We start from the raw sequence: 15,147 nt of genomic DNA on the forward strand, positions 1-15,147 counted from the left end.
GCCAGCTGTTGCCGGCAGCGCATCGTCAAATGCGGATTTAGAAGCGATATTCAATGGATGCAGTCACCGTGCGTGGCGGGCCATAGAAGCCGATCACGGAATCGCCGAACGCCAGGCCAGGGAAATTGTAGGCCCCGGTCCTGTATGTTGTATTCGTCAGATTGCGGCCATGCAGCCCCACGCGCCAATGGTCTCCAACTGACGTCCAGACGACCGAGAGATCAAGTAGCTGATAGGCATCCTGGTTGATCTCGTCGACCGGCGTTTCGAACATCGACGTGGCGCTGCGGAAGCTCATGGCACCATGGATGTTTACGCTGCCCCGGCTGTCGAGCGGCACCATATAGCTGAAGCCCACATTGCCGTTCCATTTCGGAGTGTTTTGGAACACGCGGTCGTCCGCCACGTTGGTGAGCACAAAGCCAGTGCCGTCAGAGACATAGGCAAGATACTCATCAAAAGCGGCATCAGTATAGCCAAGGGTGACATTGATACTGAAAGTGTCGGTCAGGAAAGCTGTCGTCTCCAATTCAGCGCCCTTGATGGTTGACTTGCCCACATTATCGACAAAGCTGACAACACCTGTGTTTGTGGCGTTGATCTGCTGGCTGGTCACCTGTTGACCGTCATAGGAGGCATGGAACAACGCTGTGGCAAGCGACAGGCGATTGTTAAAGAGGCTGCCCTTGAAGCCCAGCTCGAACGTTTCCACTGTTTCGGGATCATACCCCTCCATTGTAGCGGGGGTTGCGAAGGCATCGCCGCGCATGTCGAAGCCGCCAGATTTGAACCCCCGGCTGTAGCTTGCATATATGTTGGTCGTGTCGCTCATATCGTAGGCAAGGCTGACGCGGGGTGTGAATTCCTCGAAGGCGAGTTGGTTGGTATAGTCGGTCAGCGGCTGGATCAAGATGCCAGTACCGCCAGATATTGGGCTGCCGAGCCCCAGATAATTGGCCTTGAAGACGGTGCCGGTTTTTTCATCCCGCGTCCAGCGGCCGCCAAGAGACAGGTGCCAGCGTGTGCTCAGGTCGATATCGATGTCGGCAAACACGGCATAGGATTTGGTCTCGACCCGACCACTGGTGCCTTGGGTGAGATTTGGTGTTGGCGCGTTCGGGATGGCTGCGGCTGCAAGAGCGAGTACTGTGTCAAACGCCCCTTGCGCCACCGCGTCCATATAGTAGGCGCCGACAACGCCGCTCCAGCTGTCGTGATCAATGAGAAGCTGCAGTTCCTCAGAATATTGATGGTCTTCATAGACGCTTTCCGGCGCGACGATATCGAGCAGCGGTGCGGGCGTGCCATCAAAATCAATACCATCACCATGTGTTACGCCATCACGGTAAGCGCTGATCGACTTGATCGTGTAATGCTCAGTCAGTGTCCATTCCGCCAGCAGCGAAATCCCTTGAGTGATCACCTCGTTGGTGTCGCCAAGCCCGGCCCATGTGTCATAGACATCCTCCTGGACCGGGAAAGCATCGGCCGGAATGTCGAGACTGAACGGCGCAAGGGTGAAGGGCGGCACGGAAAATACCGCAGGCACGGCCAATTCCCGGTGGCCATGATTGGCATTCGAGTTGTCTTCTGTACGGTCGGCGGAGATGCGGAAGAAGAGCTGGTCTGAGGGCATGAATTCCATGGTCAGGCGCCCAGCCCATGCATCCTTATTGTTGGTGTCTTTGCCGGTAAAATGATTGGTGCCATAGCCGTTCCGGTTGAAAAGCGCGAAGGCACCGCCGACAGCGAGCCTGTCGCCGACAGGGGCGGAGCCGGAGACGATCAGATCGTGCTGGCCATAAGAGCCCACATTGGCCCGAACCTTGGCCTGAGGCTCCGCCCCCAATCGGGCGGTAACATATTTCACCGCGCCGCCAATGGTGTTGCGGCCATAGAGCGTGCCTTGTGGCCCGCGCAGCACCTCGATCCGCTCGATATCAAATATATCAAGGATCGCTCCTTGCGGTCGCGCGATATAGACATCGTCGACATAAAGGCCGACCCCGGGTTCGAAACCCCATAGGGGGTCCTGCTGGCCAATGCCTCGAATGAAGCTGGTAAGCGTGCTATTGGTGCCCCGGGCCACCTGCAGGGTCAGGTTCGGGGTAAGGCGCTGAAGCGCCGTGATGTCAGCAGCGCCCTTCAGGTCGAGCTGATCGCCGGATTGAACTGAAACCGCAACTGGTACGTCTCTCAGGCTTTCTTCCCGCCTGCGGGCGGTCACTACAATTTCTTCCAGCAAAAAATCACTCGCTGCTTCGGTGCTTTGCTGAGCGGCCGCGGGTGGCGTAACTGCGATCAGGCTCACGTTTGCCATCAGCGCCATGGACATGGTCGATATTGTCATTCTGTTCATAGGTTCCTCCCAAAACCAACTTTCCCATCGTTGGTCATGCATGAGCTGAAACATTGATGGAGTCAACTTATTTATTGATTGACCAATAAATAAGTTTCAGTATGCCTTGCCAAATCATGTTAGTTTGCGCATGGTGCCAGGCAGGCCTGTGGGCCGGAAATTTTAGGAAGCGACTGAGGCAGGGCATGACCGTCACTGACATGAAAAACAAACCAGCGCGACGCAAGCGGCGCAAACAGGCTGACAGGCGGGAGGAGTCGCGCGAACGAATCCTGGACGCGGCGGAAGAGCTATTTGCAAAACGCGGTTTTCATGGTGTGTCGGTTCGCGAGATAGCAGATGCCTCTGGTGCCGATACGTCACTTCTGCATTATTATTTTGGTGCTAAAGCTGCCTTGTTCGAGACGGTGATCGAGCGGCGGGCTGCGCTTGTGAACGACAGCCGGTTAGCGTCGCTTGAGGCGTATGAGCGAGATAATGCGAATGCGATGACGGCGGCGGGGATCATTCGCGCCTATCTGGAGCCGACTTTTAAATTCATGATGGCCGGAGACCCGGGCTACCTGAACTATGGTGCGCTGATTGCCCGTATCAATAGCTCGCCGCCAGGTGAGGGGCCTGATATGTCCGCCTCCCCATTCGACGGTGTTGTGCAGAAGCTCATCGGGCTTTTGAAAACAGTACGACCCGAATGCAGTGAGGCCGAGCTGTACTGGTTTTATCATCTGATGTCTGGGGCGATTACTCTGTCGTTGGCCCAGACAGGCCGCATCGATTTCCTGTCAGGCGGTGCCTGCCGGTCGGACGACTTTGAGGCGATCCTGCAGCATATGGTGCAGGTGTTTGGCCATGGCTTGGGGGGGCTGGTCGGGAACAAAGTTTAGCGGATATCTGTTTTCATTCTGTAGGAGGCCCCGCCGGCAGTTTACTACCAGCGGGGCTGACCCGTGTGGCACGCAGCATGCTCTCCGGGAGGAGTTGTGGGTCGCTGCGCACCCCGGGCCTTATCCTATGCCTGAAGGGGACCAAGCGCTGCAACAATACGGTCCAGTTGGGCGTCTGTCAGAAGATCCCCCAGCACCTTCTGGAATTGCGGGTGGCCTGCGCCAGAGAGGATATATTGCCAGCGGTAGGCCTTCAGGATACCCGCTTCGATTTGTTGAACCTCACCGGCAGCAACATCGCGACCGCAGGTATTGGCGAAATATCCTGCGTCTGCGGCAGCCTGCGCTTGTAGGATGCCGTCCACAGCACCAACGAGTTCGATAAAGTCGGTTACGGCCTGATTGCGCTCTGCATCGGTCAGAGTTGCGTCATGTTTCCGAAGCTCCAGCTCATCAAGAATTGCGTGCTGGCTCTCTTCCTTCCAGTGAAACAGGAAGACATCTTTGAAGAGAGGCGACAGGGCTTCGTCCTTGTCGATGCTTTCGCGGTAGTGTTGTTGGGTAAAGAGCTCGATATGAAGGGTCAGCGTCAGGACCGCCCAGGTGCATTTGCTGAGAACAGCCTGGGCGACGGCATCGGGGTCAGGTGTGTTGGTATACCCTGCAGGCATGGCTTCCGCTATCATCGTTTCAATACGGCGAAACAGTTCCTGGTGCTTCAGTTCTTCGTCACTGAAACGCACCAGCGCTTCCAGCTTTACCTGGTCGCCCAGCCAATAGTCACGGCTCAGCTCCAGGATTTTGGCATTGATGAATCGCTCAACCAGACCAAAGATATTGGCATAAGTGCGGCCCTGGATCTGGCTCAGATACTTCTTCTCATCAGAACTCAGGCTGGTGAACTCTGCGGCAAGCGACAAGCCATCCGGCAAATATTTATGCGCTGTATCGAAAGCACGTCCCTGGATAACGTCGCGCTCAATTTCCCAACGTACCCGCTTCGATGCTTCAATGCACCGCGCAAAGCGTTCTGTCGTGTCCATCTCGATCTTATCAAACATGATCTACTCCTTATCTTTCGAGCGCCGGGCAACTGGGGAGGTGCGACCCGGTCTGAGGCAGGAAATACCGTGGGCAGGCTGGGCGGACTGTGACGCAGAGCACATATTTGAAAAAGAATGAAAATCTTTGAAAAATGGTAGAACCAGAAAAATGGCAGAATTCAGCGAATCTTGGGCGGCGTTATGCAAAAAAGCATGGGCTCCATACGATCTTGACCTTTTGGCAGCACGCTGATCCAATATAGACAGCCACCGACGTGCGAGGCGCAAAGGAACAAGCGATGACATTCCGAAATCCTGAATCTTTCAACGCGGAGGGTACTTTGCTGGCGAGTCTGTCTGACGCGCAGAAGCAAGCAGCCCTGAATATTGCCGTTGAAAAGTCAGTTCCCAAAGGGACAACCCTGATGCACCAGGGTGATGATGGAGACACGCTTCTGGTGATCCGCGAAGGTACTTGCAAAATTTGCATTTATACCGCCTCAGGCAAAGAGCTGATCCTGGATTATCTTGGGCCGGGTCAGATCGCGGGAGAGCTCTCAGTATTTGACGGCCAGCCATGCTCGGCTTCCGTGATCACGGTTGAATCATGTCGGGTAGCCGTTTTCCAACGTGCGGCGCTATTGTCCTTTCTCGAGAAGAACCCGGATATCACTCTGCAGATCATTAAGGTTTTGTGTGCCCGGATCAGACGTACCAACCAGTTGCTGGAAAGCGACCGGTCTTATGCGATGGGGCCGAAGTTGGCGCGTGGCCTTCTGCAATTGGTCGCCTTCCATGGCGCCAACATCGATAGCGCCCTGAATGCTGAAAGCAGCCTGCGCTTTGCTATCAGCCAATCAGACTTGGGGAACTTTGTCAGTCTTAGTCGGGAAAACGTAAACCGACAGCTGAGGGACTGGCAGGAAACAGGAATTCTGACTGCTGCCGGTGGCAAGATCACCATAAAAGACCTTCAAGCCCTTAGAGATATCGCCGACTATATCGACTAGGCGCTAGCTCCGGTCCTCGAAGTCGAGGGTGTAGAGCTGTTGTTCGCCAAAACCCTTCACGTCCACCAAGGGAAGCTGAGTAAGGGAAAAGTTATTGCGGATCAGCTCTTCAGTAGGCTGACAAACAGTGATTTTCATTGGCTCGCATGCGCTTTCCAGCCGTGCTGCGAGGTTCACAGCCGGACCGAAAACGTCATAGACATATTTCTGAATACCCACGATCGACCCGATGAGCGGCCCGGTGGCAATACCAATGCGGAAGCGCCACTGGGTGGGGTGGGCTGCGTTCCGTTTTTCCAGGTATCGCTTCATCCTCAATGCCACGCGTGCCAGCTGTGTCGCATGATCACTATTGGGCTCAGGCAAGCCAGCCACCGCCATATAGGCATCGCCAATGGTCTTGATGCGCTCACAATCAAAAAGCTCCACAATCCGGTCAAACGCAGAGAAGATGTCATTCAATTCTGCGATCAAAGCCCCGGGATCCCGAGCTACCGCCATTTCGGTAAAGTCAACGAAATCGAGCATCAGCACGGATGCGCTGTCAAATTTTTGCGGCGTTGTGGTGCCGTAGTCCTTCATCTCCTCGTAGACGGACCGGGGCATGATGTTCAGAAGCAGCTTTTCAACGCGCTCTTTTTCGCGTTCCAGCTCCCGGCGTGCCTTTTCAGACATTTTGGAATAGCTGTCGAGCATCAGCTCGGCTTCGCGCTGCTTGGTGACATTCTGTGCTTCGAGAAGAACAAGGGGTTGTTCTTCGCTGGCCGGATGAAATACCAGGTTAAGGCATATGGTGCGGGGGTCCTGGCGGACATCGATGGCGAATTCATACTTGCGCCCACGGCCCAGGCGCTTTTCAAGTTTGTCCCGGTCCAACCCGGCAACCCGGTCGAATATCGTCTCTCCATCACCACCGCTACAAGGGAAAAAGCGGAAGAAAGCAGCATTTTCAAACACTGGCTCCCAAGACGTCGGGTTGATCACCGCGACCGCTGTGTCCAGTCCCTGAAGGGCTTGTATGGCTTCTTCAGAAAGGCTCATATCTGTTTCCCTATTCGGTCACAATCAGATGAGACCGCTTACGAATTTCACCCACGACATATTTCACATCTTCGGGCTCAATATCGTGATCTTCAAGGGCCTCTTCGAAAATAAGGGCCATTTCTTCAAACTCAGGTCTGGTGATTTTCAGCATCTTGTGTGCTCGTGCCAGATGATCGTCGGATATGTTGGCCGGTCCACCGGTTACATAGGTCACAAACTTGGTCTGGTGATCAATCAGTCGGGCCATGTCGACACCGGTAAAATGCTTCTGCAAAACAGGGCTGTCCAGCACCTGATCGTAAAAGGCTGAGACCACTTTACGGAAGGTCGGGAAGCCGCCGTATTTCTCGAACAGGGTTTTGGCCATATCTACTCCTTTATGGCGAATCCACGCCAAAGCACGACAAAACTCCCGCCTGCCTAAAGCCGGAGGGAGAAATGTCTTGTGCGAAACTAAAGATTACTATGCCACTGAAAGCGGTTTCATATCAATGGCATAGTTCTGAATAGCTGCTATCTACGGTGCAACCACTTCGGTAACATCTGATAGGGGTCGATGGCCGCGTTTTCATCATAGGCAATGCCCGCTTCCTTCAGCGTTTCCTGAAGGCTGCCATCTTTGAAGGCGTCGAAAATATCTGTGCAGCCACCGATGAATTTGCCATTCACGAACACTTGCGGAAAGGTGTTGACACCCGAGCGCGCCTCGATATCTGCCCGCACACGCACCCCGGCATCATTCACCTGAAACTCAGGTCGGTCAATTTCCACCATTTGGTATTTTACACCGATTTTGTTGAGGAACTTGGTCGCAGACCAGCCAAATTCACACCAGGCCAGGCCAAATACAACAACAGGGTTCGTTTCGTCAGCCAAGGTATCGGCAACGAAGGTGTCGGCATTGATGGACCGCTGCACCGCCGGCTTCGCCTCCTGCTTTTCCGGCACCTCCGGCGCTAAGGGCGCAGGAGGGGTGTCGCCAAAGCGGCAGCTATCCGTGGACTGCGAAATTGCCATTTCTTCAGGTGACATTTCTTCCTCGATGCCATCGAACAAAGGCGTACTCAAATATCGTTCACCCGTGTCCGGTAGCATGCACAGAATGCGCGAACCTGCTGGGGCTTTTTCCGCGATTTGCAAAGCGCCGGCAAATGTCGCCCCACCGGTAATGCCGGTGAGTATACCTTCCTCTCTTGCCAGTTTTCTGCTCAGTTCGACAGCACGCCCACCGTCGATCAATTCAAATCCGTCGATCAGATTACTGGTCAGGGCATCTTCGGTAAGCCGCGAAATGAAATCGGGGCTCCAGCCCTGCATCAGGTGCGGCCTAAAATGAGGATGGCTTTCAGTCGGAACACCGTCCGAGCGGCGGGCCTGTCCGTGGCCTGATGTAACCACTGGCGCGTTGTCGGGCTCGCAGGCAATAATCTTGATGTCGGGTCGAGCTTGCTTGAGCCTGGATGCGACACCGTTCAAGGTGCCGCCAGTGCCAAAGCCGGACACCCAATAGTCCAACCGTTCGCCTTCAAAAGCCTCCAGAATTTCAGGGGCCGTTGTACGGCGATGCATTTCTGCATTTGCCTCATTTTCAAACTGACGGGTCAGGAACCAGCCGTGCTCGTTTGCGAGCTCCTCGGCCTTTCGGATCATGCCCATGCCTTTTTCCGCGGCGGGTGTCAGGACCACTTTGGCCCCAAGGAAGCGCATCAGCTTCCGGCGCTCCACGCTGAAGCTTTCGGCCATCACAATTACCAGCGGATAGCCTTTGGCCGCGCAGACCATGGCAAGGCCAATGCCGGTGTTGCCGCTGGTTGCCTCCACAATAGTCTGTCCAGGTTTAAGCGCGCCGGATCGCTCGGCATCTTCAATGATGCCCAGCGCCAACCGGTCCTTCACTGATCCTCCAGGGTTGAAGGCTTCCAGCTTGGCATATACCTCCACGTGATCCGGCACGCCCGCGCGGATACGTACAATCGGGGTGCGACCAATAGTAGACAGGATGGTTTGGTGCTTGGTGTCCGGCTTCTCGATATTGGCGATCGCCTGTTCAACCGCCACCCGGTTTACCCGTTGAATTTGCTCAGCAACAGTCATGATCTCTCTCCTAACCTAGGCTTTGGGGGAGGCCAGCATGGCGTGCGTTTCATGCACTTTCTTCCATGCCTTGATGATTTCATCGGCCAATAATTCTATGTCTGCCTGTTGGGTCGGCTCTGAAATGATCGATACTCGCAGCACCCAATGGCCGCGCCAATCACCGCCTTCGACAAACACACGGTTCCTGTTCTGAATTTCCAATATGACGGCCTTCGTCAGGGTATCGCGCATCTGCTGGTCAGCCTCTGCGCCACCGAAACTGATAATGACCTGATTCAGCCGAACCTGGTTTTCCACGCGAATGCCAACCTCGGGTTTGAGCTTGTCCGCCAGGTAGCGCGCGAAATCACAGTGCCCCACAACCATTCTTTCCACACCGTCACGGCCCAGTGCGCGCAGCAGTGCCCATGTTGCGAAGCCCCGTGCGCGGCGTGACAGCTCGGGCACATACTGTGACGCCTCATACTGGGCACCCTTCGTTTCAGGCAGGTAGCTGGCATTGATGTTCATCGCCCTGCGGTGAGCTGCCGGGTGACGCACGATGGCGAAGCCGGTCTCATAGGGAAGTTGAAGCCATTTGTGTCCGTCTGTGGCCCAACTGTCCGCCCCTTCAATGCCGATTGTCTGCGACCTGAGAAGCGAGCTTGCATTTGCCCAAAGCCCAAAGGCGCCGTCAACATGCAACCATGCGCCAGCGGCTCGGCAAATCTTCACAATGTCACTCATGGGATCAATGGCGCCTGTGTTGATCTGCCCGGCCTGCGCCACAACAATTTTCGGACCCACAGTAGCCTGGATTTTTGCTTCAAGCGCTGCAGGCCGCATGCGACCCTGGTCGTCGGTTTCGATTGCAACCACGCGTTTGCGGCCCATGCCCAGATATTGCAGGGCATTCAGGACCGTGGCATGAGCATCCGCGCCGATAAATACCGTCACGGCCGGGGCACCCATCAGGCCATCAGCTTCCACATCCCACCCCACGCGGCACAGTACCTCGCTTCGGGCGGCCGCAAGACATGTGAAGTTGGCCATTGTGGCCCCGGTTACAAATCCGACAGAACTGTCTTGCGGCAAATTCAGAATGTCCAAAAGCCAGCGGGACGCCGCTTTTTCGGCCATCGCGGCAGCCGGGGACGCATGAAAGTTCCCCGCGTTTTGTCCCCAGGCACTGGCGAGCCAATCCGCCGCCACGCCTGCTTCATGGGAAGCGCCGATCACCCAACCGAAGAACCGTGGGCCTGCCATGCCCATCAGGCCTGGTTCTGCCGCAGCGGCCAGCTCATCTATGACCGTATCGGCATCCAGGCCATGCTCGGGCGTTGGCAGCCCAAACGCCAGTTCAAGCATTTCTGCACTGGCCGGAGCCTTCGGGGGGCGGCTTTCAAGATTCGACCGAAAACGGTCGGCATGGGCAAACGCGGTTTTCAGCGCGCTGGATGTCATACGATCTTTTGTCACGGTCTATTGCCAATCTTTAGGGTTGAAGGTCGTCTTCAGGCGGACTCTTTAAGAAAGGGCGTCACAGTCTCAGTGTGGCTCTCGTCATCACCGGCCATCCACAGCAAGCGATCACCCTGGTTTACGCCGGACAGAAACTCTACCAACCGGGGCAATTGGTCTGTTGGGCGTGCCCAGGTGCGACTGGCAACACCCTCGAAACTTGCGAAAAGTGCACGACGGTCCGCCGTGAAGGGCTCGGTTGCCCAGATAATTTCGGTCAGGCCGGTGTAGGAGGCCGCAAAATGCGCTGCCATCTGCGCAGTCAGTCCATATATTGCACGCAGGTCTGATGCAGCGCGGCGCGTCTCGTTGCCGCCATATGCGGCGGCTGTTACTTCAATCATCTTCTTCAAAACACCGCGCAGTTCCGCATCAATCCGTCGCTCGGTCGCCAGCAGGCATGGCACGGCCTGATGCGACATACTGTTGGTGTTTCGGCAAGCATGGGACATCCACTCAGTTGCCCACAGGGTTTCAAGAACGAAGACCTGCACAGCCAACGGATCCAGCTTCAGTATCGATGCTGCAAGGTCCTTGCGCTTGTCGGAGAAGTCGAGGCTGCTTTCGCCACATGTCTGTGTAATCTGACGTCCAAGTAGGTCGAACAGGCCCTGCTGCGACGCCTTGTTCTGTGCGAAACGCACGAGCGCACCAAACTCAGCCAGGGTTTTGTTGCTAAACGCCCGCGCCTGCTCAAGCGCCCAGGAAATAGTGATCTCTGCAGCTGCGCCCATTTGGGCAGCAAACATTGCAGCCATCATATGATTTATCTGGACTTCAACCTGCCCGGTTGAGGCCAATTGCATGAGCCCTGCTGGCATTACGGGAACATTGAAGCCGGGCTTCGGCCACGGCGTAACAACTGGTTGGCTGCTTACTTCATCCAGTCGCATCTGTTCAAAACGGGTCACTGACATCCTCGGCCTCCATCACTCGGGCATTCGTAAATTCATTGGGCCATTGCGGCCTTGAACCATGCCTTTGTCTCATGGCAGAGAATTCCGCGCTGTGATGCACAGCACACAGGACAAGAAGTTTTCCCGCCGGGCACAAAGCCCGCCTAAGTATTTGGTTTTCAAAAGGGATGGGTGGATCGGCCAATCGTGAAGGAAAGGGAAAACTTCAGTGACTGACACCTTCAGGCGTGGGTGAGCAACTACGCGCAAGCCCGTTTCCAGGTCTTGGATTTGTCAGCTGAGGGTCAGAAAGGAACCAGTCGAATGAAGGCCCATCTTTCGCCAGACTGAGACGCAATCGTCTCGGGCCAAGCTATGTCGAGACAAGCAACAACAGTTGCCAGCGATGGCCGGTTATTCGAGCCTTAGGATTTGTTCCAAGCCTTTCATGTGCTTGGGAAGTAACATATCAGCCAAGCTGTATTGGTCGAGCGTTTGGAAGAAACTTTCCATGGCTTCCGCCAGAACGTGCTTCAGCTGGCAGGCTGGTGTGATCACACATTCATTGTCGGTGCCAAAACACTCAACCAGCGGCGAGCCCTGTTCCATGTCGCGCACCAGCTTGCCGATATTGATCTGCTCTGGTTTGGCGGCCAACCGGAGGCCACCGTTTTTTCCCCTTACGGCTTCAACATGGCCCTTGGCACTGAGGTGCTGCACGATCTTCATCAGATGATTTTTGGAAATGCCATAGCTGTCGGCGATCACCTTGATGGTTGCCAGCTCCTTGTTGTTTACGGCCAAATACAGAAGAACGCGTAGCGAATAATCTGTGTAACGTGTGATATGCATTTGTTCTCCAATGTGGGCAGGAACAATACTGCGGGTCGAAGCGGGAGCAAAGCTCGGCAACGCCAGTGACCCGCATAACCTCTCTACAATTCATTTAGCGGTTCAGTGATCAATCGGCAACGTTAAAGATGAATGTAGATTGCATCTTTTAAAGATGTATGTAAAATACATTTATTGATTCCGGACAGACCATCCGGAATCCAGTGCCTGCTGTCAGGTGAACCGCTGTTTTATGGAGATAATCATGAGTATGCTGGATAGGTCATTGGCCCAGTTAGCACAGGAGTTGCCTGGAGCAACCGCAGTTTTCCACCAATATAGGTTGAGCTTTTGTTGTGGCGGCGAACACACATTGCGTGAGGCTGCGATCAAGCGTGGCGTGGACGTGAAAGAGATTGCGGCCGCCCTGGCCGCTCTTTCAGGGGCTGCTATCAACGCCAAAAACGTGGATACATTGAGCGACGCCGACCTTGTCGAGTTTATCCTTAATCGGTTTCACAAAGTTCACCGCGAACAATTGACTGAGCTGAAAAGATTGGCGCACAGGGTTGAAAGCGTACACGGCGACAACCCTGCCTGCCCACATGGTTTGACAGAATTTCTGCACCATCTTGCCCTTGAACTGGAGCACCATATGCAGAAAGAAGAAGCAATTCTCTTTCCAATGCTGGTGCAGGGCCAGGGTAGCATGGCGGGTGCGCCGCTTCGTGTGATGATGGCTGAACATGAAGGGCATGTGCAGGAGTTGGCCCGGCTGGACGAACTGACAGGTGGGTGCGTGCCCCCTGAAGGGGCCTGCAACACATGGCGTGCCCTTTATCTGGGGCTGGAGGCCTTTGTGGCAGATCTGGCATCCCACATTCATCTGGAAAATGACGTTCTGTTCGCACGTAACCTGAAGGGGGCGGTTCATGGCTAGATATTACCGACTTTGGTGGACATTGATCGCAACACTTGCGGTCACGTTCGGGCTGCTTGGGTATTTCGGTAACGAGGTTTACCGTGAAGCGCCTCCAATACCCGGGGCTGTTGTGTCCGAAGACGGCGCTGTCATCATGACCCGTGACAGTATTCTGGATGGCCAGACGGCCTGGCAGTCGGTTGGCGGCATGCAGTTGGGCTCCGTCTGGGGGCACGGTGCCTATCAGGCGCCGGACTGGACAGCAGACTGGTTGCACCGTGAACTGGTGGCGTGGCTGGAACTGGCCTCTCGGGATGTCTATGGGCGAGATTACAGCCAACTGTCAGGGGCGGAACAGAACAGCCTTCAGTATGAACTGACGCAGGCCTACCGTACCAATGGCTATGACGCCGCGACCGACACACTGATGCTGTCACCGCGCAGGCTTGAGGCCATTTACCAGACAGCTGACTATTATTCCCGGCTTTTTGGTGGTGCGCCGGAGCTTCGCGGAACCCGCGACAGCTATGCGATGAAAGAGTTGGTGCTGCCAAGTGCCGAGCGCCGGGAACGGTTGACGGAATTCTTTTTCTGGACAGCCTGGGCCGCCGCAACTGAAAGGCCGGGCAGTGCCGCAACCTACACCAACAACTGGCCCCACGAGCCCCTGATCAAGAATGTCCCAACGGCAGAGAATGTTGTTTGGTCCATTGTCAGTGTTGTCTTGCTGATTGCTGGTATTGGCGGCCTGGTTTGGGCCTGGTCCTTCATGCGCGGGGAAGATGAAAAGGAGCCCGAAGCTCCCGCTCGCGACCCTTTGAGCCGCTTTCAGCTGACCCCTTCCCAGAAGGCGTTGGGCAAATATCTGTTCCTTGTTGTTGCGCTTTTTACCTTCCAGGTGTTCCTGGGTGGTTTCACAGCGCACTATACGGTGGAAGGCCAAAGCTTCTACGGGATCGAAACCTCCAAATGGTTTCCCTACACGCTTGTTCGGACGTGGCATATCCAATCGGCACTGTTTTGGATAGCGACCGGTTTCCTTGCCGCAGGCCTGTTTCTGGCCCCCATCATCAACGGTGGGAAAGATCCAAAGTATCAGAAGCTTGGTGTCGACGTGCTGTTCTGGGCTCTCATCGTTGTTGTGGTGGGGTCTTTCGTCGGGAACTATCTGGCGATTGCCCAGATCATGCCCGCGGAATGGAACTTCTGGCTTGGCCATCAGGGCTATGAATATGTCGACCTTGGCCGACTGTGGCAAATCGGCAAATTCACCGGAATCGTGCTTTGGCTGGGGCTAATGATGCGCGGCATTGTTCCCGCGCTGATGCAGCCGGGCGACAAGCACCTTCTGGCCTTGTTCACCGCATCCGTTGTTGCCATTGGCTTCTTCTATGGCGCTGGCTTCTTCTATGGCGAGCGGACCCATATTTCCGTTATGGAATATTGGCGCTGGTGGATTGTCCATCTGTGGGTGGAAGGTTTCTTTGAAGTCTTTGCGACCGCAGCGCTGGCCTTTATTTTCTCCAGCATGGGGCTGGTCTCAAAGCGGATGGCAACCATTGCCGCTCTCGCGTCAGCCTCCTTGTTCATGCTGGGCGGTGTCCCGGGCACATTCCACCATCTGTATTTTTCCGGCACAACGACACCGGTGATGGCTGTTGGTGCGACCTTCAGTGCGCTTGAGGTCGTGCCCTTGATTGTCCTGGGCCATGAGGCTTGGGAACATTGGAAGCTGCAGCACCGCGCGCCCTGGATGGACCAGATGAAATGGCCACTCTATTTCTTCGTGGCGGTTGCTTTCTGGAATATGCTTGGGGCAGGCGTGCTTGGTTTTTCCATCAACCCGCCGATTGCGCTCTATTATATCCAGGGGCTGAATACCACGGCAACACACGCACATGCCGCCTTGTTCGGCGTCTATGGCTTCCTTGCCCTGGGCTTCACCATCCTGGTTCTGCGCTATATCCGGCCACAAATGGCCTTTGACGAAAAGCTGATGAAATGGGGATTCCGTTGCTTGAATGGCGGCCTTGTTCTGATGCTGTTCACCAGCTTGCTGCCCGTGGGCATTATTCAGTTTGTGGCCAGTGCGTCTGAAGGGCTTTGGTATGCAAGAAGTGAGAGCTTCATGCAAAGTGACCTCCTGCAAACCCTGAGGTGGGTCCGCACCATTGGTGACCTCGTCTTTATCGTCGGTGCGCTGGCTGTAAGTTGGCAGGTTGTGAAGGGCCTTTTCAATATCGGCGACACCAGATCACACCAGCCGACAGAAGCTCTTGCCAAAGGTGCGGGCGCGTCGATGGCGCCGGTCCTTGAAAGCGGGAACTCTGCGATGTCCCCTGCGGTATCGATGAATAGTGAGCAGGAAGACAGCATCTGCTGTGGTTCATGTGGCGGTCAGGGCCACTGAGCTGCAACACAAGGAAACCCGAGCCCGCTTGTGCTGGCTCGGGTCATATTGCTGGGGTATGGCTTGTGCCTGGCCATGAACAATATAAAAGCTCTCGCTCCTCCACACGCCTCTGTCCGGTCAAGCAGTAGAGTGCCGTTTCTGATGCTGG

Annotated in this window: 12 protein-coding genes; 4 read left to right on the top strand and 8 right to left on the bottom strand. The window is 55.3% G+C overall.

Annotated elements, in window-relative coordinates:
* Nucleotides 1-37: 37 nt before the first annotated feature.
* Nucleotides 38-2,359, bottom strand: a complete 2,322-nt coding sequence (locus B3Z17_RS14965; RefSeq protein WP_286830606.1) for a TonB-dependent receptor — start codon at nt 2,357-2,359, stop codon at nt 38-40.
* A gap of 185 nt (nt 2,360-2,544) precedes the next feature.
* On the opposite strand from B3Z17_RS14965, the gene B3Z17_RS14970 reads away from it, so the two are divergent.
* Entirely contained in the window at nt 2,545-3,243 is a 699-nt protein-coding gene (locus B3Z17_RS14970) for a TetR/AcrR family transcriptional regulator (protein ID WP_286830607.1), read from the top strand.
* A 125-nt stretch (nt 3,244-3,368) separates the two neighbouring features.
* Here B3Z17_RS14970 and B3Z17_RS14975 read toward each other — a convergent pair whose 3' ends face one another.
* Nucleotides 3,369-4,304, bottom strand: coding sequence for a hypothetical protein (locus tag B3Z17_RS14975; protein ID WP_286830608.1), 936 nt, complete (start codon nt 4,302-4,304; stop codon nt 3,369-3,371).
* A 281-nt stretch (nt 4,305-4,585) separates the two neighbouring features.
* Here B3Z17_RS14975 and B3Z17_RS14980 point away from each other — a divergent pair, with 281 nt between their 5' ends.
* Nucleotides 4,586-5,296 (top strand): Crp/Fnr family transcriptional regulator, encoded by a 711-nt coding sequence (locus B3Z17_RS14980; protein WP_068302749.1) that lies wholly within the window; start codon nt 4,586-4,588, stop codon nt 5,294-5,296.
* A gap of 3 nt (nt 5,297-5,299) precedes the next feature.
* On the opposite strand, the gene B3Z17_RS14985 is transcribed toward B3Z17_RS14980, so the two are convergent.
* The 6 genes from B3Z17_RS14985 to B3Z17_RS15010 form a co-directional block, all read right to left on the bottom strand.
* Nucleotides 5,300-6,337 (bottom strand): adenylate/guanylate cyclase domain-containing protein, encoded by a 1,038-nt coding sequence (locus tag B3Z17_RS14985; RefSeq protein WP_068302751.1) that lies wholly within the window; start codon nt 6,335-6,337, stop codon nt 5,300-5,302.
* 10 nt (nt 6,338-6,347) lie between these two features.
* On the bottom strand, nt 6,348-6,707 hold the full coding sequence (locus tag B3Z17_RS14990; RefSeq protein ID WP_068302758.1) for a truncated hemoglobin: 360 nt from the start codon (nt 6,705-6,707) through the stop codon (nt 6,348-6,350).
* Nucleotides 6,708-6,853: 146 nt separating this feature from the next.
* On the bottom strand, nt 6,854-8,434 hold the full coding sequence (cysK, locus tag B3Z17_RS14995) for a cysteine synthase A (RefSeq protein ID WP_286830609.1): 1,581 nt from the start codon (nt 8,432-8,434) through the stop codon (nt 6,854-6,856).
* 15 nt (nt 8,435-8,449) lie between these two features.
* Complete coding sequence (locus B3Z17_RS15000) at nt 8,450-9,880, bottom strand: pyridoxal phosphate-dependent decarboxylase family protein (RefSeq protein WP_414672778.1); 1,431 nt, start codon at nt 9,878-9,880, stop codon at nt 8,450-8,452.
* 50 nt (nt 9,881-9,930) lie between these two features.
* On the bottom strand, nt 9,931-10,854 hold the full coding sequence (locus B3Z17_RS15005) for a hypothetical protein (RefSeq protein WP_286830611.1): 924 nt from the start codon (nt 10,852-10,854) through the stop codon (nt 9,931-9,933).
* 393 nt (nt 10,855-11,247) lie between these two features.
* On the bottom strand, nt 11,248-11,685 hold the full coding sequence (locus B3Z17_RS15010; RefSeq protein WP_068302770.1) for an RrF2 family transcriptional regulator: 438 nt from the start codon (nt 11,683-11,685) through the stop codon (nt 11,248-11,250).
* Between the two features lie 244 nt (nt 11,686-11,929).
* Between B3Z17_RS15010 and ytfE the strand changes: the two genes are divergently transcribed.
* Both ytfE and B3Z17_RS15020 read left to right on the top strand, forming a co-directional pair.
* Nucleotides 11,930-12,604: an iron-sulfur cluster repair protein YtfE gene (gene ytfE / locus B3Z17_RS15015; protein ID WP_286830612.1), complete on the top strand. Its 675-nt coding sequence runs from the start codon at nt 11,930-11,932 to the stop codon at nt 12,602-12,604.
* On the top strand, nt 12,597-14,996 hold the full coding sequence (locus tag B3Z17_RS15020; protein WP_286830613.1) for a nitric-oxide reductase large subunit: 2,400 nt from the start codon (nt 12,597-12,599) through the stop codon (nt 14,994-14,996). Before ytfE ends, B3Z17_RS15020 begins: the two co-directional genes overlap by 8 nt.
* Nucleotides 14,997-15,147: the final 151 nt, after the last annotated feature.

This window comes from Kordiimonas sp. UBA4487, from assembly GCF_002389025.1.
Classification (GTDB): Bacteria; Pseudomonadota; Alphaproteobacteria; order Sphingomonadales; family Kordiimonadaceae; genus Kordiimonas; species Kordiimonas lacus.